The following is a 20,996-nucleotide window of genomic DNA, read 5'->3' as shown; positions in this document are numbered from 1 at the left end:
AGCGAATCCGCTCGGGGCGGATCTGCTGTCAGCGGAGGGACGCCGACGCGAGCGCCGAGTCGAGCTGCTCGACCGAGCTGACGCCGACGATCGGCTTCCAGCCGCGACCGAGCATCCATGCGAGCACCAGCTGCGAGCGCGGCACCCCGAGTTCGCCGGCGCGTGCGCTCAGCTCGGCCAGCCGCGCCGTCGTGCCCGGGTGGTCGTAGGCGTCCGGGAAGGGCCGGTCGTCGCGGTCGAAGCTGCCTTGCACCAGCGGGCTGTAGACCCACAGCTCCACGTCCGGGTGCGTGTCGAGGTAGTCGACCGTCTCGTCGGTGACGAAGCCGAAGCGGTGGTCCTTCCCCGGCACCTGCGCGCCCGGACGCGGCTCGACGTACGACGTGGTCAGCTGGAGCGCGGTCCACGGCTCCAGCCCGAGCCGCTCCGCGATGGCGCGGCCGCGCTCGACCCGCCAGGTCGGGTGGTTGGACACCCCGAGCCGGCGTACGACGCCCGCCTCGACGAGCGCGCCGAACGCCGCGACCGTCTCCTCCAGATCGGTCGACCGGTCCTCGCCGTGCGCCCAGTAGAGGTCGATCGCGTCGATCCCGAGGCGCTCCAGGCTCCGTGCGGCCTCGCGCTCGATCACCGGGGCGGACAGCCCCTCCACTCCCCCGCCGTCGACCGGCTCGACGCCGACCTTGGTGGCGATCGTCAGCTCGTGCCGCAGCCCCGGGTTGGCCGCCAGCCACCGCCCGAGCAACGCCTCGCTCTGCCCGCCGTGGCCGCTCGGCGAGGACCAGAAGGAGTAGCAGTTGGCGGTGTCGAGGATCCGCCCGCCGGCCTCGACGAAGCGGTCGAGCAGGGCGTACGAGGTCGCCTCGTCGGTGCGGGTGCCGAAGTACATGGTGCCGAGTACGAGGTCCACGACCGTCACGATACGGAGCCCGCCGTCGACCCCGGATAGGGTCGGCCCCATGATCGAGCTCCGCACCCCCACCCAGATCGAGCAGATGCGCCCCGCCGGCCGCTTCGTCGCCGACGTGCTCACCGCGCTGCGCGACAAGATCGCGGTCGGGGTCAACCTCCTGGAGCTCGACGAGCTGGCGCACCGGATGATCCGCGAGCGGGGCGCCGAGTCCTGCTACATCGACTACCACCCGTCGTTCGGCGCCTCGCCGTTCGGCAAGGTGCTGTGCACCTCGGTCAACGACGCCGTGCTGCACGGCCTGCCCTTCGACTACGTCATCGCGGACGGCGACCTGGTGAGCGTCGACTTCGCCGCCAGCGTCGACGGCTGGGTCGCCGACTCGGCGCTCAGCGTCGTCGCCGGCACGCCGGACCCCGCCGACCTCGAGCTGATCGACGTGACCACGCGGGCGCTCGCCGCGGGCATCGAGCAGGCCCGACCGGGCCAGCGTCTCGGCGACATCTCGGCCGCGATCGGCGACGTCGCGCGCGCGGCCGGGCTGGGCGTCAACCTGCAGTTCGGCGGCCACGGCGTGGGCCGCACCATGCACGGCGAGCCGCACGTCCCCAACGACGGCCGCCCGGGCCGTGGGCTCAAGCTCCGCCCGGGTCTGGTGATCGCGATCGAGCCGTGGTTCCTGCAGACCACCGACGAGATCTACACCGACGACGACGGCTGGACGCTGCGCAGCAAGGACGGCTCGCGCGGCGCCCACATGGAGCACACCGTGGCCATCACGGCCGACGGCCCGCTGGTCCTCACCGAGCGGGCCGCCTCCTGACCGTCGTACGACGGGCTCAGCCGGTGTAGCTGACCTGCAGGTCCTTGATGCCGTTGACCCACGAGTGGCGCAGCCGCGCGGGCTCCTTGAGCCGGCTGATGTCCGGGGCGTGGTCGGCCAGCGCATCGAAGATCACCCGGATCTCCTGGCGGGCCAGGTTGGCGCCGAGGCAGTAGTGGTTGCCGTGGCCGCCGAACCCGAGCTGCGGGTTGGGGTCGCGCAGGATGTTGAAGGTGTAGGGGTCCTCGAAGACGGTCTCGTCGAAGTTGGCGCTCGCGTAGAACAGCGCCGCCCGCTCGCCCTTCTTGAACTGCTGGCCGCTCACCTCGACGTCGTTGAGAGCGGTGCGCTGGAAGACGCTCACCGGCGTGGCCCAGCGGACGACCTCGTCGATCATCGTGGCCGGCCGGTCGCGCTTCCAGATCTCCCACTGCTCGGGGTTGTCGAAGAAGGCGTTCATGCCGTGGGTGATCGCGTTGCGCGTCGTCTCGTTGCCGGCGACCGCGAGCAGGATCACGAAGTAGCCGAACTCGTCGTCGGTCAGGCCGCGCTCGCCCTTGTGGGCGTTGATGAGCTTGGTGATGAGGTCGTCGCGCGGGTTGGCCTTGCGCTCGGCGGCGAGCATCATCGCGTAGCCGAGGATCTCGGCGGCCGCGAGGTCGTTCTCCCCGGCGTAGTCGGGGTCCTCGCCCGCGAGCATCTGGTTGGACCAGTCGAAGAGCTTGTGGCGGTCCTCCTGCGGGACGCCGATCAGGTCGGCGATCGCCTGCAGCGGGAGCTCGGCGGCGATCTCCTCGACGAAGTTGCCGGTGCCGCGGCCGACGGCGGCCTCCACGATCTCCTTGCCACGCCGGACCATGGTCTCCTCGAGCTCGGCGATCGAGCGCGGCGTGAAGCCGCGGGAGATGATGCCGCGGGTGGTCGCGTGCTCCGGCGGGTCCTGGTTGATCAGGATGACCCGCTGCAGCTCGATCTGGTCGCGGGACATCTCGCCGGGGAAGCGGATGATCGCGCCGTTCTCGGCGGTCGACCAGTTCTTGCTGTCCTTGGAGATCGCCGCGACGTCCTCGTGCCTGGTGACGGCGTAGTAGCCGGCCTGGCCCTCGGGCGCGAAGCCGGACGTCCACGTCGGCTCCTGGGCCACCCACACGATCGGGTGGTTCTGCCGAGCCGCTCGGAACTCGTCGTGCGGGATACCCGCCTGGTTGAGGTCCGGGTCGGTGAAGTCGAAGCCGGCGGGCAGGACGGTTGCGGTCACAGGGGGCTCCCTCGAGATCGGGTGGAACACGTTCTAGTGACAGAGCATACATACCGAGGGTACGTCCGCAAGGGTTGTGACGGACAAGAACGTGTTCTAGTTTTCCTCCATGGGCAACCCCGTGATCATCGACGCCGTCCGCACCCCTCTCGGCAAGCGCAACGGCTGGCTCGCCGGCCTGCACCCCGCCCACCTGCTCGGGCACGCGATGACCGAGGTCCTCGGCCGCGCGGGCGTGGACTCCGACCTCGTCGAGCAGGTGGTCGCCGGCTGTGTCACGCAGGCGGGTGAGCAGTCCAACGACGCCGTACGCCGCGCCTGGCTGCACGCCGGACTGGCCCAGCACACGGGCGGCACGATGGTCGACGCCCAGTGCGGCTCGGGCCAGCAGGCCGCGCACATGATCAACGACATGGTCGCCGCCGGCACGATCGACGTCGGCATCGCCGCCGGCGTCGAGGCGATGAGCCGGATCCCGCTGGGCGCCAACGTGCCGCCGGGCATGGGCGACCCGCGGCCCGAGGACTGGTCGATCGACATGCCCAACCAGTTCGAGGCGGCCGACCGGATCGCGCGCAACCGCGGCATCTCCCGCGCCGACCTCGAGGCCTTCGGCCTGGCCTCGCAGCAGAAGGCCCGTGTCGCCGTCGACGAGGGGCGCTTCAAGCGCGAGATCGCGCCGATCACCGCGCCCGTCCTCGGCGAGGACGGCCCCACCGGCGAGACCCGGGTCGTCGACGCCGACCAGGGCCTGCGCGACACGACGCTCGAGGGCCTGGCCGGTCTCCGGTCGGTGCTCCCGGACGGCCTGCACACCGCCGGCACGTCATCGCAGATCTCCGACGGCGCCGCCGCGCTGCTGATCATGGACGAGGACAAGGCCCGCGCCCTCGGCCTCAAGCCGCGGGCCCGGATCGTCCGCCACTGCCTGGTCGGCTCCGACCCCTATTACCACCTCGACGGACCCATCGAGGCGACCGCGAAGGTGCTGGCCCGGACCGGGATGTCGATGTCCGACTTCGACCTCTTCGAGGTCAACGAGGCCTTCGCCTCGGTCGTGCTCTCGTGGGCCGGCGCCCACCAGCCCGACATGGACAAGGTCAACGTCAACGGCGGCGCGATCGCCCTCGGTCACCCGGTCGGCGCCACCGGCGTCCGCCTCATCACCACCGCCCTCCACGAGCTCGAGCGCCGCGACGGCACCACCGCCCTGATCTCCATGTGCGCCGGCGGCGCGATGGCGACCGGCACCGTGCTGGAGCGGATCTGACGCTTCCGGGGCACCGCGTGGCGCGGGTTCACCAAGGGATCAGGGTGAACCCGCACGTCCCCACGTCAACTCCGCGGGGGAAGTGTCGGTTCACCAAGGGATCAAGGTGAACCGACCCGGCCCGAGTGCCCGACCCGGCCCGAGTGCCCGACACGGCCCGAGTGCCGGTCGCCCGGGTGCCCGCCGTACGACGCTCAGCTGATCTGACGCAGCCGCGACCGGACCCGCGCGGCGGTGGCCGCCGGCGTGTCGTAGTCGGCCCAGATCAGCCGGACCATCCCCATGTCGGAGGCCTCGCGCATCTGGTCCTCGCGGACCTTCTCCGCGAAGACCGCGTCGCCGGGGTGCTGTCCGGGTCTGAGCAGTCGGCCGTACTTGATCCGCCCGTCGAACTCGCCGAGCAGCCCGTGGTTCGGCCATGCCCAGTCGGCGATGCCGAGCAGCTCACCCCTGGAGTCCCGGACCTCGTACTGCAGGACCGGGGCAGGCAGCCCGGAGACCCGGAAGAGCCACCGACCCCGCGACTCCCCCACCGACTCGGCTCGCCCGTCCGCCATGCGGATCGGGATGTGGAGGTGTTGCGTGTAGGGCCAGTGCTCCATGAGCTCGAACTGCCCGAAGAGCTGGTCGTGGTCCGACAGTCCACGCCGGAGCAGAGCGTCGAACAGCACCAGAGCGGACTCGTTCGTTGTGCGCGATGCCGCCTCCACGGCGCACCTCGCCGCGGGCAGCACGATCGCGCCGTCGAGCTCGACCGGGTCGCTCTCCAGACACTGGCCCTCGTGGTGGACGACGTCGCCCTCGATCCGTCCGGTCCCACCGTCCAGCCGGGTCACGTGAACGCGCGAGAGGTCGACGCCCCAGACGTCGACGCCGTGGAGCACGAGGCCGGACACGTGGCTGAGCGCGACGGCGCCGCCGTGCGAGTGCGCGACGGCACGCGCGAGTGCGCGATGGCGGCCGACCGCGTCGAGAGCTGCCCAGACGTCGGGGAACGAGTAGTAGCCCCGGCGCATGCGGTGCCAGCTCCCCGTGCGCATCTGTCGGGTCACGGCGCGATCGTCGTAGCCGGCCTCACGGGCTTGAGCCCTGGTGAAGAAGCCGTGGTCGGCGACCAGCAGTCGGAGTGGGTCCATGGCGAAAGACTCGCCCGCAGCCGGTGCGTTCCGCCGTGGCGCGTGCGGCCACTGTGGACGACGCTGATCGGAAGCGCGCTGTGGACGATTGGTGGTCGCCCCGGTCGCAGCGGGTTCACCTTGATCCCTTGGTGAACCCGCACTTCCCTGGCGGAGTTCACCCGGGGAAGCGACGGTTCGCCCTGATCCCTTGGTGAACCGCCACCTCCCGCACCGAACCGACGGGCAACCGGATCGGCCGACTTCCGGCGTACCGACGCGGATCACCGTTTACGGTGTGCGCTGTGTCACGCACTCCTGCCGCCCTGGCCGCCGCGCTCGCGCTCGTCCTCGTCCCGCTCACGATCACGGCGGTGCCGGCGGACGCCGTACCGACCGCCGCGGCGCAGCGTGCGGATGACGACCTCGTCGTCGACGCCGGCGGCGCGCGCGTGGTCGTCGAGCAGGACCCGTTCCGGCTCAGCGTCACCGACGGGGACGGGCAGACGGTGCTCCACGAGGTCGCCCGCCCGGAGACCGACACGCTCGACGAGCTCGCGACCCTGGACCCGATCGGCACCGGCACCGACAACCAGGACACGCCGACGCTCTACTCGCCGCTGTCGTTCCTGGTCGGCACCGAGACGCTGCAGCAGTACCCCAACACCGAGTGGGTCGGGAACCTCAAGTCCGGCACCCGGAGTGGGACCTGGTACGCCGCGCAGGCCGTCGAGAGCGTCACGCAGGACGGCGACGACCTGGTCCTGACGCTCTCCACCAACGACCCCAGCGGACGAGAGCTGGTCGTCCGGATCGGCGCGCAGGGCACCGACGCCGTACGCGTCCGTGTCGACGCCGAGCCGGCCGACGGGGTCGCGATGATCGGCGACTCGTTCGTGGCCGACCCGCAGGACGGGTTCTTCGGCTTCGGCGGCCGCCACGACCGGCTCGACCAGCGCGGCCGAGTGCTCTCGAGCTTCGTCAACCAGCAGAACTTCCACTCCGGCATCACCGCGGACGACCCGAGCATGTACCCCAACGGACCGGCCGGGGCCTACTACCCGCAGGCGATGTTCTGGACGACGCACTACGGCTTCCTGCTCGCCCAGCCGGAGCTGGCGCGCTTCAAGATGGCCGTCGACAGCGACGACGCGTGGAACGTCGCGGCGTCGACCGACCACCTCGACTACGTCGTCGCCCCGGGCGACCCGGCGAAGGCGAGCGGCACCCTCACGGCCATCACCGGGCGGCACCGCACTCCACCGAAGTGGGCCCTCGGGCCGATGCTCGACCGGCTCGTCCAGAACGGCACCGAGACGGTCGAGCACTACGAGTCCGAGCTCAAGGACGACCTGAAGAAGATCGACAAGTACGACCTGCCGCTCACGGCGTACCGGCTCGAGGGCTCGGTCTTCCCCGACGATCCCGAGAACAACCACGGCCTGTCCCTGCACAGCTTCGTGACGCCCGCGTTCCAGGCGAAGATGATCCGCGAGCTGCGCAAGCGCGGCATCCACACGCTCTCCTACCTGCGCCCGTGGCTCACGCCGGACTCGGCGCCGGTGCAGGCCGGGTACGCCGTGACCGACGCGAACGGCGACCCCTACTACCTGAGCGGCACCCTCGGCCGGCGCTTCGCGCTCATCGACTTCACGAACCCCGACGCGGTGGAGTTCTGGCAGGAGCAGGTGCGCGACACCCTCGACCTCGGGTTCGAGGGCTTCATGCAGGACTACGGCGAGCAGGTCATGTTCGACATGCACTTCGCCGACGGCACCACCGGCGTCGACCGGCACAACGACTACGCGACGCTGATGGCGAAGGCGACCCGCCAGGAGATCCAGCGCTACAAGCTGGAGCACCCCGCCCGGCGTCCGTGGTTCTTCACCCGGGCCGGCTACTCCGGGCTGCCCGGCTCGGCGCGCTACGAGAACGCCAACTTTCCCGGCGACGAGACCACCGACTGGGACCACGCCTCCGGGCTCGGGTCACTGACGACCGACATGCTCAACCGCGCGGTCGGCGGCGCCTACGGCTACGGCACCGACATCGGTGGCTACTTCGACTACAGCACTCCCCCGACGACCAAGGAGCTCTTCCTGCGCTGGGCCGAGTGGGCGGCGCTGAGCCCCGTCTTCCGCCTGCACGGCAGCGGTCAGAACGGCACCCACACGCCGTGGTCGTACGACGCGCAGACCGTGCGCATCTACAAGCAGCTCTCCGAGCTGCACCTGCGCGCCCGGCCGCTCCTGCGCCGGCTGTGGCAGGAGGCCGACGAGACCGGTGCTCCGCCGACCCGGCCGCTGTGGTGGCAGCACCCCGACGACCGCAAGGGCTGGACCCAGGACCAGGAGTGGCTGCTCGGCCCCGACGTTCTGGTCGCACCCGTCGTCGCCCAGGGCGCGACCTCCCGCAAGGTCTACCTCCCCCAGGGCTGCTGGCGGCTCCACGGCTCCGGCCCGAAGCTCGACGGCCGCCGTACCGTGACCGCCAAGGCCGGCCTCGCCACCCTGCCGTGGTACTCCCGCTGCGGGACGAAGCCGCTGGGCTGAGGCTCGGCGGCCGGAGGAGCTTCATCGGCCGGCCGATGAAACTCCCGCGGCCGGTCTAGGCCCCGTACACCGGCTCCGGGGCGGGAGCGGCGGCGAGCAGGTCGCGCAGGGCGGGGCCGACCTCGGCCGCCTCCCACCGGCGGCCGAGGTCGTGGGCGGGGCCGTGGGCCCAGCCGGACTCCACGGTGATCTGACCGCCGTCGATCTCGATCACCCGGCCGGTGACGTCGCCGGCCTCCTCGGAGGCGAGCCAGGCGACGATCGGCGAGTTGTCCTCGGGCAGCGCCATGGCGGAGGTGTCGAACGCGCCCTCGGTCATCCGGGTCCGGGCGACCGGGGCGATCGCGTTGACGGTCACGCCGTAGCGGCCCATCTCCTGGGCGGCGACCAGGGTGAGACCGGCGATGCCGGCCTTGGCAGCGGAGTACGTCGCCTGCCCGACCGAGCCCTGCAGTCCCGCACCGGACGAGGTGTTGATGACGCGAGCCGCACGCGGGCGGCCCTCCTTGGCCTCGCTGCGCCAGTAGGCCCCGGCGTGCCGCAGCGGCGCGAAGTGGCCCTTGAGGTGCACCCGGATGACGGCGTCCCACTCCTCCTCGGAGGTGTTGACGAGCATGCGGTCGCGCACGAAGCCGGCGTTGTTGACCAGGATGTCGAGCCCGCCGAAGGTGTCGATGGCCTGCCGCACCATCGCGGCCGCCTGCTCGAAGTCGGCGACGTCGGCGGTGTTGACCACGGCCCGACCGCCGAGCGCCTCGATCTCGGCGACCACCGACTCGGCCGGGGTCTCCCCCGTCCCCTCTGCCCCATCCCGCTGGCCGGCCAGCGAGACGCCGTAGTCGTTGACGACGACGGCGGCACCCTGCCGGGCGAGCTCGAGCGCGTGCGCGCGGCCGATGCCGCGGCCGGCGCCGGTGACGATCGCGACGCGACCTTCGAGGAGTGTCATGCGAGTCCCTTCGAGACGAGGTGCTGGACGGCGAGGAAGGCCGGCGTCTCGCCCCCGCCGTGGCAGGCGACCGTGGCGCCGGAGACGTACGACGCGAGGTCGCTGGCGAGGAACGCGACCACGTGGCCGACCTCCTCGGGCCGCGCCATCCGGCCGAGCGGGATGGTCTGCTCGATGACGGCGACCGATCCGTCATCGCCGTAGTGGTCGTCGGTCTGCTCGGTGCGGCAGAGCCCGACGTCGATCGCGTTGACCCGCACCTTCGGCGCCCACTCCATCGCGAGCGAGGTGGTCAGCGAGTCGAGGCCGGCCTTGGCCGCGGCGTACGCCGCGATCGTCGGCGCCGGCCGGTGGGCCGAGATCGAGGAGATGTTGACGATCGCGCCGCCGGTCTCCTGCCGCTGCATGAGGGCGTTGGCCGCCTGCGAGCAGAGCAGCGGCGCGAGGAGGTTGAGTCCGACGATCTTGTCGTGGAAGCGCGGCGAGGCGGTCGCCGCGTCGGTCGCGGGCGCTCCCCCGGCGTTGTTGACCAGCACGTCGAGGCGGTCGATCGAGCTGAAGAGATCGGCGACCGCGTCGGGGTCGCGGACGTCGCAGACGCGGTGCGTCGTACCGGCCACCGGGTCGACCTCGGACCGCGAGCAGGTGACCACGTCGGCCCCGGCGGCGAGCAGCGCATGGGTGATGCCGAGCCCGATGCCACGGGCCCCGCCCGTGACGAGCGCGACTCGTCCGGACAGGTCGATCGGCAGCACCATGCTGCTACCCTACCAAGCACTTGCTTGGTTGGCTCTTGCTAGGAGGAGATGTGCCGATCACGTCCGAGCTCCGCCCCGACGGGATTCGGGTGGTGACGATGGCCAACCCACCCGTCAACGCCCTCACCGTCCAGGGGTGGTACGACGTCGCGTCGGCCCTCGACGAGGCGGCGGCCGACCTCGACACCAAGGTCGTGGTGCTCCGGGCCGAGGGTCGCGGCTTCAACGCCGGCGTCGACATCAAGGAGATGCAGCACACCGAGGGGTTCGACGCCCTGATCGGCGCCAACAAGGGGTGCTTCGCCGCCTTCAAGGCGGTCTACGAGTGCGCCGTCCCGGTCGTGGCCGCGGTCAACGGCTTCTGCCTCGGCGGCGGTGTCGGCCTGGTCGGCAACGCGGACTGCATCGTCGCCAGCGACGACGCGTTCTTCGGCGTACCGGAGGTCAAGCAGGGCGCGCTCGGCGCGGCCACCCACATGGCCCGCCTCGTGCCGCCGCACATGATGCGCACCCTCTACTTCACCGCCCGGACGATCAAGGCGGCCGACCTCGTCCAGTTCGGCAGCGTGCTCGAGGTGGTCCCGCGCGACCAGCTCGACGACGCCGCGCTGAAGGTGGCCGGCGAGATCGCCGCCCACGACACCCGGGTGATCCGCGCGGCCAAGGAGTGCCTCAACGGGATCGACCCGATCGACGTCAACAAGAGCTACCGCTTCGAGCAGGGCTTCACGTTCGAGCTCAACCTGCTGGGCGTCAGCGACGAGCTGCGCGACGACTTCGCGGGAACGGAGAAGAGCAAGCGATGACCAAGGGACCCCGCGACAAGCGGATGAGCATCGACGAGGTCATCGCCGAGCTGAAGGACGGCATGACCATCGGCATCGGCGGCTGGGGCCCGCGGCGCAAGCCGATGGCGCTGGTCCGCGCCATCCTCCGCAGCGACCTGGAGGACCTCACCATCGTCAGCTGGGGCGGCGCCGACGTCGGCCTGCTCGCCCGGGCCGGCAAGATCAAGAAGCTGGTCTACGCGTTCGTCTCCCTCGACTCCGTGCCGCTCGAGCCCAACTTCCAGAAGGCCCGCCAGGAGGGCACCATCCCCGAGCTGGTCGAGCTCGACGAGGGCATGTTCCAGACCGGCCTGCGCGCCGCCGCCCAGCGGCTGCCCTTCCTGCCGATGCGCGCCGGTCTCGGCTCCGACGTGCTGGTCAACCAGCCGTGGATCAAGACCGTCACCAGCCCGTACGACGACCAGGAGGAGCTCGTCGCCGTCCCGGCGCTGCACCTCGACGTGGCGCTCGTCCACCTCAACCGCGCCGACCAGCACGGCAACGCGACGTACCTCGGCCCGGACCCCTACTTCGACGATCTCTTCTGCATGGCCGCCGACCGTGCCTACGTCAGCGTCGAGCAGGTCACCGACACCGCCGGCCTCACCGTCGACACCCCCGTGCAGCGGCTGCTCCTGAGCCGGATGATGGTCAGCGGCGTCGTCGAGACGCCCAACGGCGCGCACTTCACGACCTGCACGCCCGACTACGAGCGCGACGAGAAGTTCCAGCGGGCGTACGCCGCTGCGGCGTCCGGCGGCGACGAGGGCTGGGCCGCGTTCAGCGCCCGGTTCCTCGAGGGCGACGAGGCGGCCTACCAGGCCGCGGTCGCCGCGTTCCGGGAGGAGCAGGCATGAGCACGCGCGCCGATGTGTGCGCCGCGGCCATCGCGGACGCCTTCCAGGACGACGGCGAGATCTTCGCCAGCCCCATGGGCCTGCTGCCGATGCTCGGCGTCCGCCTCGCCAAGCTCACCAGCAACCCCGACCTGGTCATCTCCGACGGCGAGTCCCTCTTCCTCGCCGGGGTGCCGCCGCTCTTCGCGAAGGGCGACGTGGTCGAGGGCTGGATCCCCTTCCGCAAGGTCTTCGACGTCGTCGCCTACGGCAAGCGGCACGTGATGATGGGCGCCACCCAGGTCGACCGGCACGGCAACCAGAACATCTCCGCCATCGGCGACTGGGCGCAGCCCAAGCGGCAGCTGCTCGGCAGCCGCGGGGCGCCAGGCAACACCGTCAACAACCGCACGTCCTACTGGGTGCCGAAGCACTCGCCCCGCGTCTTCGTCGAGCGGGTCGACATCGTCTCCGGCGTCGGCCCGAAGCTCGCCAAGGAGGCGGGCCCCGCGGCCGCGCGCTACAACGACATCCACCGGATCGTCAGCAACCTCGCGGTCTTCGACGTGACCGGTGCCGGCGACACCCTCCGCCTCCTGAGCGTCCACCCGGGGGTCAGCGTCGACGAGGTGCGCGAGGCGACCGGCTTCGAGCTCGATGTCCCCGCCGACGTACCGACCACGCGCGAGCCCACGACGGAGGAGCAGGTCCTCATCAAGGAGGTCCTCGACCCGAAGGGCCTGCGCTTCAAGGAGGTCCCCCAGGAAGAGGCACAGCCGTGATCGACCAGCTGATCAAGACCCCCTTCACCGAGCTCACCGGGGTCCGTCATCCGGTCGTGCAGACCGGCATGGGCTGGGTCTCCGGCCCCCGCCTCGTCAGCGGTACGGCGAACGCCGGCGGCCTCGGCATCCTCGCCAGCGCGACCATGTCCTTCGCCGAGCTCGACGCCGCGATCATCGAGGTCAAGGGCCGCACCGACCAGCCCTTCGGCGTCAACCTGCGCGCCGACGCCGCGGACGCACCGGACCGCTGCCAGCTGCTCATCGACCACGGGGTCAAGGTCGCGTCGTTCGCGCTCGCGCCCAAGCCCGAGCTGATCGCGAAGCTCAAGGAGCACGGCATCGTCGTGATGCCGTCGATCGGCGCAGCGAAGCACGCCGTCAAGGTCGCCTCGTGGGGCGCCGACGCGGTGATGGTGCAGGGCGGCGAGGGCGGCGGCCACACCGGCCCGATCCCCACGACACTGCTGCTGCCCACCGTGCTCGACGGCCTGAGAAGTGCGCAGAGCGACATCCCCGTCATCGCGGCCGGCGGCTTCTTCGACGGCCGCGGCCTCGCCGCCGCGCTGTCGTACGGCGCCGCCGGGGTCGGCATGGGCACCCGCTTCCTGCTGACCCAGGACTCGGCCGTCCCCGACGCGGTCAAGCAGCTCTACCTCGAGCGCGGGCTGACCGACACCGTCGTCACCGCGAAGGTCGACGGCATGCCCCACCGGATGCTGCGCACCGACCTGGTCGAGGAGCTTGAGGGCACCAGCGCCCTCAAGCGGATGGGCCCGACGATGCGCCGCACGCTGGAGTTCAAGATGGACTCCGGCATGTCGTGGGCGGCGCTGCTCAAGGACGGCCGGGCGATGAAGAAGGCGCAGGGTCGCACGCTCGGCCAGATGGCGCTGGCCGCCAACACCCCGACGATGCTCAAGGCCGGGCTGGTCGAGGGCGACACCTCGGCAGGCGTCCTCGCGAGCGGTCAGGTGGTCGGCGTGATCGACGACCTCCCGACCTGCGAGGAGCTGGTCGACCGGATCGTCACCCGCGCCGTCGACGAGCTGCGCCGCGCATCGTCGTACGTCGTCTGACCGTTCACGGCGGCGGCGCCCTCAGCGGCCGTCCCCATCCATGTGCGTGCGGCCCTGGGTGTAGCCGGTGATCGCCCGCACCCCCATCTCCAGGAACGACTCCTCGCCGAAGGTGTTGAGCTTGAGGAACATGGCCTGGCTGCCGCCGGAGCTCACCAGCGAGACCGCCATCTCGCTGCCCACGGCGAGCACGCTGATGCTCAGGCTGACCCGGCTGCTGCCCATCGCGCTGAACCGCTCGTAGTTGCCGACCAGCATCCGCGCGTCCCCGATCCGGTGGTCGACGGTGTGCTCACGCGACGCCGTGACGCTCGTCGTGGTGATCGCCTGGTCGAAGTGGGCGATGAAGTCGTCCGGGTCACCGGTCAGCCGGACGTCGTAGTGAGCCATGCGTCGGGTCTACCCCGGCCCGGCGCCGACCAACCGCTCCCCTCACCCCGGCATCGACAGGGTGGAGGGCGAGGTCGGGCCGACGCCCGTGTCGGTCCGGATCGTGAAGGTCACCTCCGTGGCTCCGGCGGGGACCGGCGTCGGGAAGCTGACCGTGCCCGTGAGCTCCTCCTGCAGGTCGAACGGCTGCCGGCCGAGCGTCGTACCCCCGGCGGTCGCGGTGACCGTGCCCTGGCAGCCGGTGGCGCCGGTGCCGCAGCTGAGCTGCAGGCCGACCCGGTTGTCCGCATCGGGTCGCAGTGCGGTCGTCGTGACGTTGAGGACCGAGGGGAAGCGGACCCCGGTCGGCGTGTTGTCGCCGTTCGGGTCGAAGCAGCCGTCGAACTCGTAGACCGGGTTGGCCACCTCGCGACCACGGGTGTCGGTGATCGTCTGGAAGCCGACGAGCTTGCTCGGTCCGCCCGCGGTGAAGCAGCCGTTGCTGTGCACGTCGAGCTCGAACTTGCCGTACCCCTCGGGCGGCATCGGGTTGTTCGGGTCGGTCCAGCTGACCAGGCAGTTCCAGTTGCTGCCGGGGCCGACGTTGTCCTCGACGGCGCCGCCCTTGTCGCACATGGCCTTCGCGTGGAGCGATGCGGGCGTGACGCCCCGGTGGCCGAGCAGCTTGGCCTGCTGGCTGTAGAGGTTCGCGAACTCGGTCGGCAGGGCTCGCTCGAGGCGCGCCTCGGTGACCGAGCTGCCCCCGCCAGTGCCGGCGAGGACGGCGCCGCTGACGGCGAGGACGACCGCGAGGGCCGCGATGACGCTGATGATGAAACGACGCATGATCAACCTCCGGTGATGTCGCGACGGCGCAGGACGAGGTAGGCCGCCACCAGGCAGACGACACTCCATCCGGCGCTGGTGATGACCCCGTCCAGCAGCGGGCCCGTGAAGCGCGGCTCCGCGAGCAGGCCGTGCCAGGCCTCGAACGGGGTGGTGAGCAGGTAGGGCCGGAGCGACTCGATGCCCCCCAGGGCGCCGACCAGCTGCATGACCAGCCCGATGACGACCGGGGCCGCGATGCCGACGGCGACGTTGCGCGACCAGACCGAGAAGAGGATGGCCAGGCACGTGAAGCCGATCATCGGCAGCGCCATGCAGGCCCAGCTCGCCACGACCAGGGTCACGGCACTCTGGGGCTGGATCGTCTGCCCGGAGAGGCCGGTCAGCGGTTGGTGCCCGACGATCAGCACGCTCGCCGCGATCGTCGCAGCGGCCAGCACGAGGAGGGCCAGCAGCGCGAAGCCGATCGAGACGAGGCTCTTGCCCCAGAAGAGGGTCGACCTGCTGGTCGACCGGGTCAGCACCGTCTTCCAGGTGCCGTGCTGGTCCTCGCTCGCGAAGATGTCGCCGGCCACGATCGAGGTCAGCAGCGGGAGCACCCACTGGGCCGCGAAGCCCAGCACCAGCAGCGCCATCGCGAACCCGTTGTCGGTCGCGAAGCGCCCGAAGAGGGTGTCCTTCGGCGGCCGCGGCTGGCTGTGGACGATGACCACGACCGCGATCGGGACGAGGACGGCGCCGATCAGCAGGGCCTTGGTCCGCAGCTGCGCACGCAGCTTGCGGGTCTCCCAGCGCAGGGCGGCGCCGAGGCCCGGCCTGCTGCCGAGGACCGGGGCCGCCTGGGTCGGGCGACCGGTGAGGACGTCGGTGGCGGTCATCAGGCGACCTCCTCGTTGCGGACGCCGGTGTCGGTGAGCATGAAGAAGAGCTGCTCGAGCGGCGTGCGGGTGGGGGTGAAGGCGCGCAGCCGGATCCCGTCGCGCACCAGGTCGGCGACGTACGACGACACCGCGTCCTCGGGACCGGTCACGGTGAGACCCGAGTCCGGCGCTCGGGTCGCGGTGACCGCCGGCAGCCGACCCGCGACCGCGAGTGCTCGAGCGTCGTCGGTGGTCGCGAGCGCGTAGCCCGGATCCGGTGCCTGCGCCCGCAGCTCGGCGATGGCGCCGTGGAAGGCGACCTCGCCGCGCCGCATGATCGTGACGTTGTCGCAGATCTCCTCGACCTCGTCCATGTGGTGCGAGCTCAGGAGCACGGTCAGTCCGCTGTCGGCCAGCCGCTTCACCAGCGCGCGCATGTCGCGGATGCCGGCCGGGTCGAGGCCGTTGGCCGGCTCGTCGAGCACCAGCAGCCGCGGCTCGCGGATCAGGCTCGCGGCCACGCCGAGGCGCTGCCGCATCCCGTAGGAGTAGCCGCGGACCCGGTCGTCCGCGCGCCCGGCGAGGTCGACGACCTCCAGGATCTCGTCGAGCCGTCCGCTGCGGGCACCGCCGTCGAGGAGTCCGAGGCCCTCGAGGTTCTGGCGTCCGGTCAGGTAGGGGTAGAAGGCGGGGCTCTCGATGAAGCCGGCGACCCCGTCGAGGGTGGCGATGCCGTCGTGCGCCCAGGTCCGGCCGAAGACGCGGACGGTGCCGGAGTCCGGCCGGATCAGGCCGAGCAGCATCCGGAGGAAGGTCGTCTTGCCGGCGCCGTTGGGGCCGAGCACGCCGTAGACCTCGCCCGGCGCGACCTTGATGGTGATCTCGTCGACGGCGCGGATCGACCCGAAGGCCTTCACCACGTCGACGGCGTCGACTGCGAGTTGGTCATCCATGGGCGGGACCGTACGAAGCCCTCGATGAAGGGACGATGAAGTCACCGACCGGGTGGGAGGGTGGAGGCGTGCGGATCCTGGTGGCCGAGGACGACCAGCGCCTGGCCGAGCTCCTCGACCAGTCGCTGACCGAGGCCGGCTGGGAGGTCGAGGTCGTCCACGACGGCCGCGCGGCGTACGGGCGCTCGCTGCCCGACGGCCTCCCCTACGACGTCCTGCTGCTCGACTGGATGCTGCCCGAGCTCGACGGGGTCACGGTCTGCCGACGGCTGCGCGACCTCGGCGTCACCACCCCGGTGCTCATGCTCACCGCGCGCGGCGACGTCCGCGACCGGATCAGCGGTCTCGACGCCGGCGCGGACGACTACCTGCCCAAGCCCTTCGACCTCGACGAGCTGCTCGCCCGCCTGCGGGCCCTGCGCCGGCGGTCGACGTACGACGAGCAGGCGGTCGTCGAGGTCGGCGACCTCGTCGTCGACGCCGGTGCCCGGCGGGTCCGGCGCGGCTCGACGGAGATCGAGCTGTCCGCGCGGGAGTTCGACGTCCTCCACCTGCTGGTGTCACGTGCCGGCAGGGTCGTGTCTCGCTTCCAGATCCTCGACGAGGTCTGGGACGGCGAGACCGACCTGCGCAGCAACGTCATCGACGTCTACCTCGCCTCGATCCGCGGCAAGATCGACCGGCCCTTCGGCACCTCCACCATCACCACCCTGCGCGGCGCCGGCTACCGGGTCGACGGGCCCGAGCGGTGAGGCGGCTGCCGCTGCGGGTCCGCCTGGTCGCCGGCTTCTCGGTCGCCATGCTGGTGCTGCTGGCCGCGGCCGGCGCGTTCGTCTACTGGCGCGTCGAGTACGCGCTCGACCGGGGGCTCGACACCGAGCTCGCGCAGGCGACGTCGACGATCGTCCCGCTGGTCGGCCCGGACGGCGCGGTGGACGAGACCGCGCAGGCCGACGCGACCAGCACGGCCTGGCAGGTCATCGGCGCCGACGGCGACGTGCTCGCCCACGGCGGCGCCGCACCCGTCCGACCGATGCTGCCGGCGAGCCGGCTCACCGGGACCGACCCGACCCGGACCGTGGACGTGGGCACCATGCTGCCGATCTCGGGCGCGCCGTACCGGCTCCGGGTCACCGCGCTCGACGATCCGTCGGGGGCGCACCTCGTGGTCGGGGTACGCCGCGACCACCGCGACGAGGCGCTCCGCGAGCTGCTGGCCCAGCTCACCGCCGCCGGCGTGACGGCGCTGGTGATCGCCTCCCTCGTCGGCTACGCCCTGGCGCGGGCGGCGCTCGCACCCGTCGAGCGCTACCGGCGCCGGGCCGAGGAGGTCGCGGCGGGCGCGGCTGACCTGCGCCTCGACGTACCCTCCGGGCGCGACGACGAGGTCACCCGTCTCGGGCACACGCTCAACGACATGCTGGCCGCGCTCGAGGAGTCCCTGGAGCGGGAGCGCCGCTTCGTGACCGACGCGAGCCACGAGCTGCGGACGCCGCTGACCCTCCTCCGCTCGCGCATCCAGCTCGCGCGCCGGCGGACCCGCACGCTGGCCGAGCACGAGCGGGTCCTCGACGAGCTGGCCGTCGACGTCGAGCGCCTGGCCGACCTGGCCGAGCAGCTGCTGACCCTCGACCGGCACGCCCAGGAGCCAGGCGAGTGTGACGCCGCGTCGGTGGTCCGCTCGGCCGTCGAGCGGTGGCGACTTGCGGAGCCCGAGCACGCGGCCGATGTGGCGGTCGAGACGACGGCCGGCCCGGCGACCGCGATCGGCCCGCACGCGCTCGACCGGGTGGTCACCAACCTGCTCGCCAACGCGCGGCTGCACGGCGCGCCGCCGATCCGGGTGCGGGTCGACGGCGCGCCGGGTCACACGCTCCTGGTCGTGGCCGACGCCGGCCCGGGCATGACGCCCGACCTCCTCGCCCAGGCCACCCACCGCTTCGCCCGCGCCGCCGAGGCCCGCGCCCGGCCCGGTGCCGGGCTCGGCCTGGCGATCGTCGAGCAGCTGGTGATCGCCGCGGGCGGGGAGCTGCGTCTCTGCCACGACGGCTCCCACCACGCCGTCGGCGACCCGACCGGCGTGCCCTGCCGGCACGACGGTCAGATGACGGTCACCGTGGTGCTGCCGACCGCTGGTAGTCGATGACCCGTCCCATCACCCGGTAGCCGAGCTCCTCGTTGACGCCGACCATGTGGTCGTTGGACTCGGCGTTCCAGGTGTCGATCTCGCGTACCTGCGGCTCCGCCTCGGCGAGCCAGCGAAGCACCTCGAGCTTGAGGAGCACGCCGAGCCGGTGGCCGCGGTGGGCGTGCGCCACGGAGGTGTCGTGCTGCTCGGCGAGGTGGGGTCGCTCGCCGTCCACGCAGACCACGCTCTGGCCGGCGAGGGCGCCGGTGGCGCGGTGGCGGGCGACGACGCGGTACATCCGGTGGCCGCGCTCGGCCCAGGACCGCTCGTACGCCGCGATCCGCTCGGGTGGGAAGACCTCGTCCTCGATGTCGAGGTCGTCGGTCGGTGCGTCGTTGATGGCCGCCGTCAGCTCGGCCAGCGCGGGCAGGTCCTCGGCGGGCGTGGGCGTCGGCCAGCGGACCAGCTCGTACGCCGGAGGTGCGGGGACGGCCAGGTCCGGCGGGCCCTCGACGTACTGACGCCGGTGCACCTCGACCAGCTTCGGCTCGAAGCCGTGGGCCGCGGCGAAGCCGGCGGCCGCCGCTGCGTCCCACCCGGCCAGGCCGAGCGTGGTGCGCCCCTCGTCGACCGCGCGCTCCACGAGCCGGTCGAGCACGGCGCTGCCGTGACCGCGGCGCCGTTGCGCGGGGTCCACCTCGATCTCGAACCAGGCCAGGTGCTCGTTGTCGTAGCTCGACGTCTCGTAGCGGGCGGCCGCGACGTCCGTGCCGTCGACGGTCACGAGGAAGGCCTCGTCCGGGTCGCCGTCCCACCCCCAGCGCAGCTCCCCCACGCACTCGTGCTCGGTGAGCTCGTGCAGCCACGGCGAGTCGACGGACCGGGCGGCGTTGGTGACCGCGACCAGCCGGCGTACGGCGTCGGCGTCGGCCGGGTCGACCGGGATCAGCTGCATCTGTCGAGGATGTACCCGGGTCGCCGCGCGTGCATCCGAGTTTCCGCCCCGGGGCTCCCCCGCTCCCCTAGGGTCGCGCCGTGACCTCACTGGGCCGGACGACGCTGCTCTGGATGATCCCCGTCAACCTCGTGGTGGTGGCGTGGGTGTGGATCGGCCGGATCGTCTTCGGCGTGGGCGGCTGGTTCTTCCTGATCTTCCTCGTCTCGGTCGTCCCGGTGCTCCTCGTCGCCCTGCTGGTCACGACCGTCCTGGCCTACACCCAGGACGGTCGGCCACGCGCGCTCACCGGCCTGCAGGCGTGGGCGCAGCTGGCCACCTGGCTGGCACTCCTGGTCGGCGGCGCGTTCATGCCGGACTTCGGCGACACCGACGACAGCCAGCTCTCGCTGCTGACCCAGGTCTTCGGCTACTCCGACTCCCTCTACGACCTCGGCTTCGGAATCGCGCTGGTCGCCGGCCTGGTCGCCGTCGTCGCGTACGCCGTGCTGCTCGGCGCGCTGGTCTTCGGTCGGCGCGGGGCGACCGTCACCGGGTGAGGACCACGCGGCCGTCCTTGACCACGGCCGCGACCCGCCCCAGGTCTCCGGGCCGCACCACGGACGCGCGGGTCTCGAGCACGGTCAGGTCGGCCCGCATCCCGGGCGCGACGGTCCCCTCGTCGGGCCGGCCGAACGCCGCCGCCGGCTCCGTCGTCAGCGCGCGCAGCACCGCCGGGCCGTCGAGGCCGCAGCGCTCGAGCGCGGCGAGCTCCCCGTCGATCGCGTACTCCTGCAGGTAGCCCACGTCGGTCCCGAAGAGGACCCGCCCGCCGGCGTCGCGGAAGACGCGCAGGGCGTCGTCGATCGGGTCGAGGTAGGCCGGCGACGTGGTCACGGTCTCGGCGAACATCAGCAGCGTCGGCACCAGCCACACTCCGCGGTTCGCGGCCTCGCGCAGCAGCGGCTCGGTCCCGTCGGTCTCGTCGGGCACGTGCGCGATCACGTCGACACCCGCATCGAGCGCGACCTGCAGACCCTCGCGGTTGGAGGTGTGCGCGAAGACCAGGACGCCGTGCTCGTGGGCGACCTCCACGGCGGCCCGCGCGTGCGGGATGCCCATCGGCTTGATCCGGTCGCGCTCGACGTACGAGCCCGTGAAGAGCTTGATCACCCGCGCGCCCTTGCGCAGCTGCCGCCTCGCGACCCGGCGCGCACCCGCCGCGGTCCACGGCGTCGGCAGCGCCCACCAGAGGAACCACGGCACCTCCTCGCGCGTGTAGAACGGCAGGCCGCGGGCCGGACGGATCGCCTCGGTGGCGGAGAGGATCGTCGGTCCGGCGAGCTCGCCCGACGCGATCCGAGCGACCAGCGGCAGGGTGTCGCGCGAGTTCGAGGCGAGGTCGACGGCCGTGGTGAAGCCGCGGCTGAGGAGCATGTCGTCGAGGGCCGCCTGGAGGCGCGCGACCGGTGCGCGACCGGCGCCGCGCCACACCGGCTCGCTGAGGTGGACGTGGCAGTTCCAGAAGCCCGCCGTGACGACCCGGCCCACCGCGTCCCAGACGGGCAGGTCGGCGACGGCGCCGTCCAGCGCCGCCGTCGGCACCACGCGCTCCACGACGCCGGCGTGGACGACAACCGCATGGTCGGGCAGCGGCTCGTCGTCCGGGGAGGTCCACACGGTCGCGTTCGTGATGACGAGGTCGGGCACGGGGAGCACCCTGCCACGGGCGCCGTACCGCCACCGA

The 20,996-nt window shown here is 72.0% G+C and carries 21 protein-coding genes; 10 read left to right on the top strand and 11 right to left on the bottom strand.

The window, feature by feature from the left end; all coding sequences use genetic code 11:
* Positions 1-28 precede the first annotated feature (28 nt).
* Positions 29-910 carry an aldo/keto reductase gene (locus K8U61_RS12070; RefSeq protein WP_224123273.1) on the bottom strand — a complete coding sequence of 294 codons (882 nt, stop codon included), beginning with the start codon at positions 908-910 and terminating at the stop codon, positions 29-31.
* Between the two features lie 49 nt (positions 911-959).
* Here K8U61_RS12070 and map point away from each other — a divergent pair, with 49 nt between their 5' ends.
* Entirely contained in the window at positions 960-1,733 is a 774-nt protein-coding gene (gene map / locus K8U61_RS12065; protein WP_224123272.1) for a type I methionyl aminopeptidase, read from the top strand.
* Positions 1,734-1,749: 16 nt separating this feature from the next.
* On the opposite strand, the gene K8U61_RS12060 is transcribed toward map, so the two are convergent.
* Positions 1,750-2,991, bottom strand: coding sequence for a cytochrome P450 (locus K8U61_RS12060; protein WP_224123271.1), 1,242 nt, complete (start codon positions 2,989-2,991; stop codon positions 1,750-1,752).
* Positions 2,992-3,100: 109 nt separating this feature from the next.
* On the opposite strand from K8U61_RS12060, the gene K8U61_RS12055 reads away from it, so the two are divergent.
* A complete protein-coding gene (locus K8U61_RS12055; RefSeq protein WP_224123270.1) occupies positions 3,101-4,261 on the top strand; it encodes a steroid 3-ketoacyl-CoA thiolase in 1,161 nt (386 codons plus the stop codon).
* A gap of 194 nt (positions 4,262-4,455) precedes the next feature.
* On the opposite strand, the gene K8U61_RS12050 is transcribed toward K8U61_RS12055, so the two are convergent.
* On the bottom strand, positions 4,456-5,397 hold the full coding sequence (locus K8U61_RS12050; RefSeq protein WP_224123269.1) for a type IV toxin-antitoxin system AbiEi family antitoxin domain-containing protein: 942 nt from the start codon (positions 5,395-5,397) through the stop codon (positions 4,456-4,458).
* A 284-nt stretch (positions 5,398-5,681) separates the two neighbouring features.
* On the opposite strand from K8U61_RS12050, the gene K8U61_RS25470 reads away from it, so the two are divergent.
* Positions 5,682-7,928, top strand: coding sequence for a TIM-barrel domain-containing protein (locus tag K8U61_RS25470; RefSeq protein WP_224123268.1), 2,247 nt, complete (start codon positions 5,682-5,684; stop codon positions 7,926-7,928).
* 55 nt (positions 7,929-7,983) lie between these two features.
* Here the strand turns inward: K8U61_RS25470 and K8U61_RS12040 are convergent, their stop codons facing one another.
* A complete protein-coding gene (locus K8U61_RS12040; protein WP_224123267.1) occupies positions 7,984-8,877 on the bottom strand; it encodes an SDR family oxidoreductase in 894 nt (297 codons plus the stop codon).
* The gene (locus tag K8U61_RS12035) at positions 8,874-9,635 is read right to left on the bottom strand and encodes an SDR family oxidoreductase (RefSeq protein WP_224123266.1); all 762 of its coding nucleotides are present in this window, start codon (positions 9,633-9,635) and stop codon (positions 8,874-8,876) included. The genes K8U61_RS12040 and K8U61_RS12035 overlap by 4 nt, the downstream gene beginning before the upstream one ends.
* A gap of 50 nt (positions 9,636-9,685) precedes the next feature.
* On the opposite strand from K8U61_RS12035, the gene K8U61_RS12030 reads away from it, so the two are divergent.
* The 4 genes from K8U61_RS12030 to K8U61_RS12015 are packed head-to-tail and all read left to right on the top strand — an operon-like array spanning position 9,686 to position 13,159.
* Entirely contained in the window at positions 9,686-10,441 is a 756-nt protein-coding gene (locus tag K8U61_RS12030; protein WP_224123265.1) for an enoyl-CoA hydratase family protein, read from the top strand.
* Complete coding sequence (locus tag K8U61_RS12025; protein WP_224123264.1) at positions 10,438-11,319, top strand: CoA transferase subunit A; 882 nt, start codon at positions 10,438-10,440, stop codon at positions 11,317-11,319. Before K8U61_RS12030 ends, K8U61_RS12025 begins: the two co-directional genes overlap by 4 nt.
* Positions 11,316-12,080 (top strand): CoA-transferase subunit beta, encoded by a 765-nt coding sequence (locus K8U61_RS12020; RefSeq protein WP_224123263.1) that lies wholly within the window; start codon positions 11,316-11,318, stop codon positions 12,078-12,080. Before K8U61_RS12025 ends, K8U61_RS12020 begins: the two co-directional genes overlap by 4 nt.
* The gene (locus tag K8U61_RS12015) at positions 12,077-13,159 is read left to right on the top strand and encodes an NAD(P)H-dependent flavin oxidoreductase (protein ID WP_224123262.1); all 1,083 of its coding nucleotides are present in this window, start codon (positions 12,077-12,079) and stop codon (positions 13,157-13,159) included. Before K8U61_RS12020 ends, K8U61_RS12015 begins: the two co-directional genes overlap by 4 nt.
* A 21-nt stretch (positions 13,160-13,180) precedes the next feature.
* Here K8U61_RS12015 and K8U61_RS12010 read toward each other — a convergent pair whose 3' ends face one another.
* The 4 genes from K8U61_RS12010 to K8U61_RS11995 are packed head-to-tail and all read right to left on the bottom strand — an operon-like array spanning position 13,181 to position 16,187.
* A complete protein-coding gene (locus K8U61_RS12010; protein WP_224123261.1) occupies positions 13,181-13,549 on the bottom strand; it encodes a DUF6054 family protein in 369 nt (122 codons plus the stop codon).
* Positions 13,550-13,591: 42 nt separating this feature from the next.
* On the bottom strand, positions 13,592-14,374 hold the full coding sequence (locus tag K8U61_RS12005; protein ID WP_224123260.1) for a hypothetical protein: 783 nt from the start codon (positions 14,372-14,374) through the stop codon (positions 13,592-13,594).
* A 2-nt stretch (positions 14,375-14,376) separates the two neighbouring features.
* Entirely contained in the window at positions 14,377-15,252 is an 876-nt protein-coding gene (locus K8U61_RS12000; protein ID WP_224123259.1) for a DUF2705 family protein, read from the bottom strand.
* The gene (locus K8U61_RS11995) at positions 15,252-16,187 is read right to left on the bottom strand and encodes an ABC transporter ATP-binding protein (protein WP_224123258.1); all 936 of its coding nucleotides are present in this window, start codon (positions 16,185-16,187) and stop codon (positions 15,252-15,254) included. The genes K8U61_RS12000 and K8U61_RS11995 overlap by 1 nt, the downstream gene beginning before the upstream one ends.
* 68 nt (positions 16,188-16,255) lie before the next feature.
* On the opposite strand from K8U61_RS11995, the gene K8U61_RS11990 reads away from it, so the two are divergent.
* Positions 16,256-16,939 carry a response regulator transcription factor gene (locus K8U61_RS11990; protein WP_224123257.1) on the top strand — a complete coding sequence of 228 codons (684 nt, stop codon included), beginning with the start codon at positions 16,256-16,258 and terminating at the stop codon, positions 16,937-16,939.
* Positions 16,936-18,333 carry a sensor histidine kinase gene (locus tag K8U61_RS11985; RefSeq protein ID WP_224123256.1) on the top strand — a complete coding sequence of 466 codons (1,398 nt, stop codon included), beginning with the start codon at positions 16,936-16,938 and terminating at the stop codon, positions 18,331-18,333. The genes K8U61_RS11990 and K8U61_RS11985 overlap by 4 nt, the downstream gene beginning before the upstream one ends.
* Here the strand turns inward: K8U61_RS11985 and K8U61_RS11980 are convergent.
* The gene (locus K8U61_RS11980; protein WP_224123255.1) at positions 18,299-19,270 is read right to left on the bottom strand and encodes a GNAT family N-acetyltransferase; all 972 of its coding nucleotides are present in this window, start codon (positions 19,268-19,270) and stop codon (positions 18,299-18,301) included. The genes K8U61_RS11985 and K8U61_RS11980 overlap by 35 nt on opposite strands.
* An 80-nt stretch (positions 19,271-19,350) precedes the next feature.
* Between K8U61_RS11980 and K8U61_RS11975 the strand changes: the two genes are divergently transcribed.
* Positions 19,351-19,809, top strand: a complete 459-nt coding sequence (locus K8U61_RS11975; protein ID WP_224123254.1) for a hypothetical protein — start codon at positions 19,351-19,353, stop codon at positions 19,807-19,809.
* Here the strand turns inward: K8U61_RS11975 and K8U61_RS11970 are convergent.
* On the bottom strand, positions 19,799-20,959 hold the full coding sequence (locus K8U61_RS11970) for an amidohydrolase family protein (protein WP_224123253.1): 1,161 nt from the start codon (positions 20,957-20,959) through the stop codon (positions 19,799-19,801). The genes K8U61_RS11975 and K8U61_RS11970 overlap by 11 nt on opposite strands.
* Positions 20,960-20,996: the final 37 nt, after the last annotated feature.

Origin of the sequence: Nocardioides mangrovi, from assembly GCF_020073815.1 — a bacterium.
Classification (GTDB): domain Bacteria; phylum Actinomycetota; class Actinomycetes; order Propionibacteriales; family Nocardioidaceae; genus Nocardioides; species Nocardioides mangrovi.
Note: the sequence above shows the minus strand (reverse complement) of the source record. Positions and strands in the feature narration are given on the sequence as shown.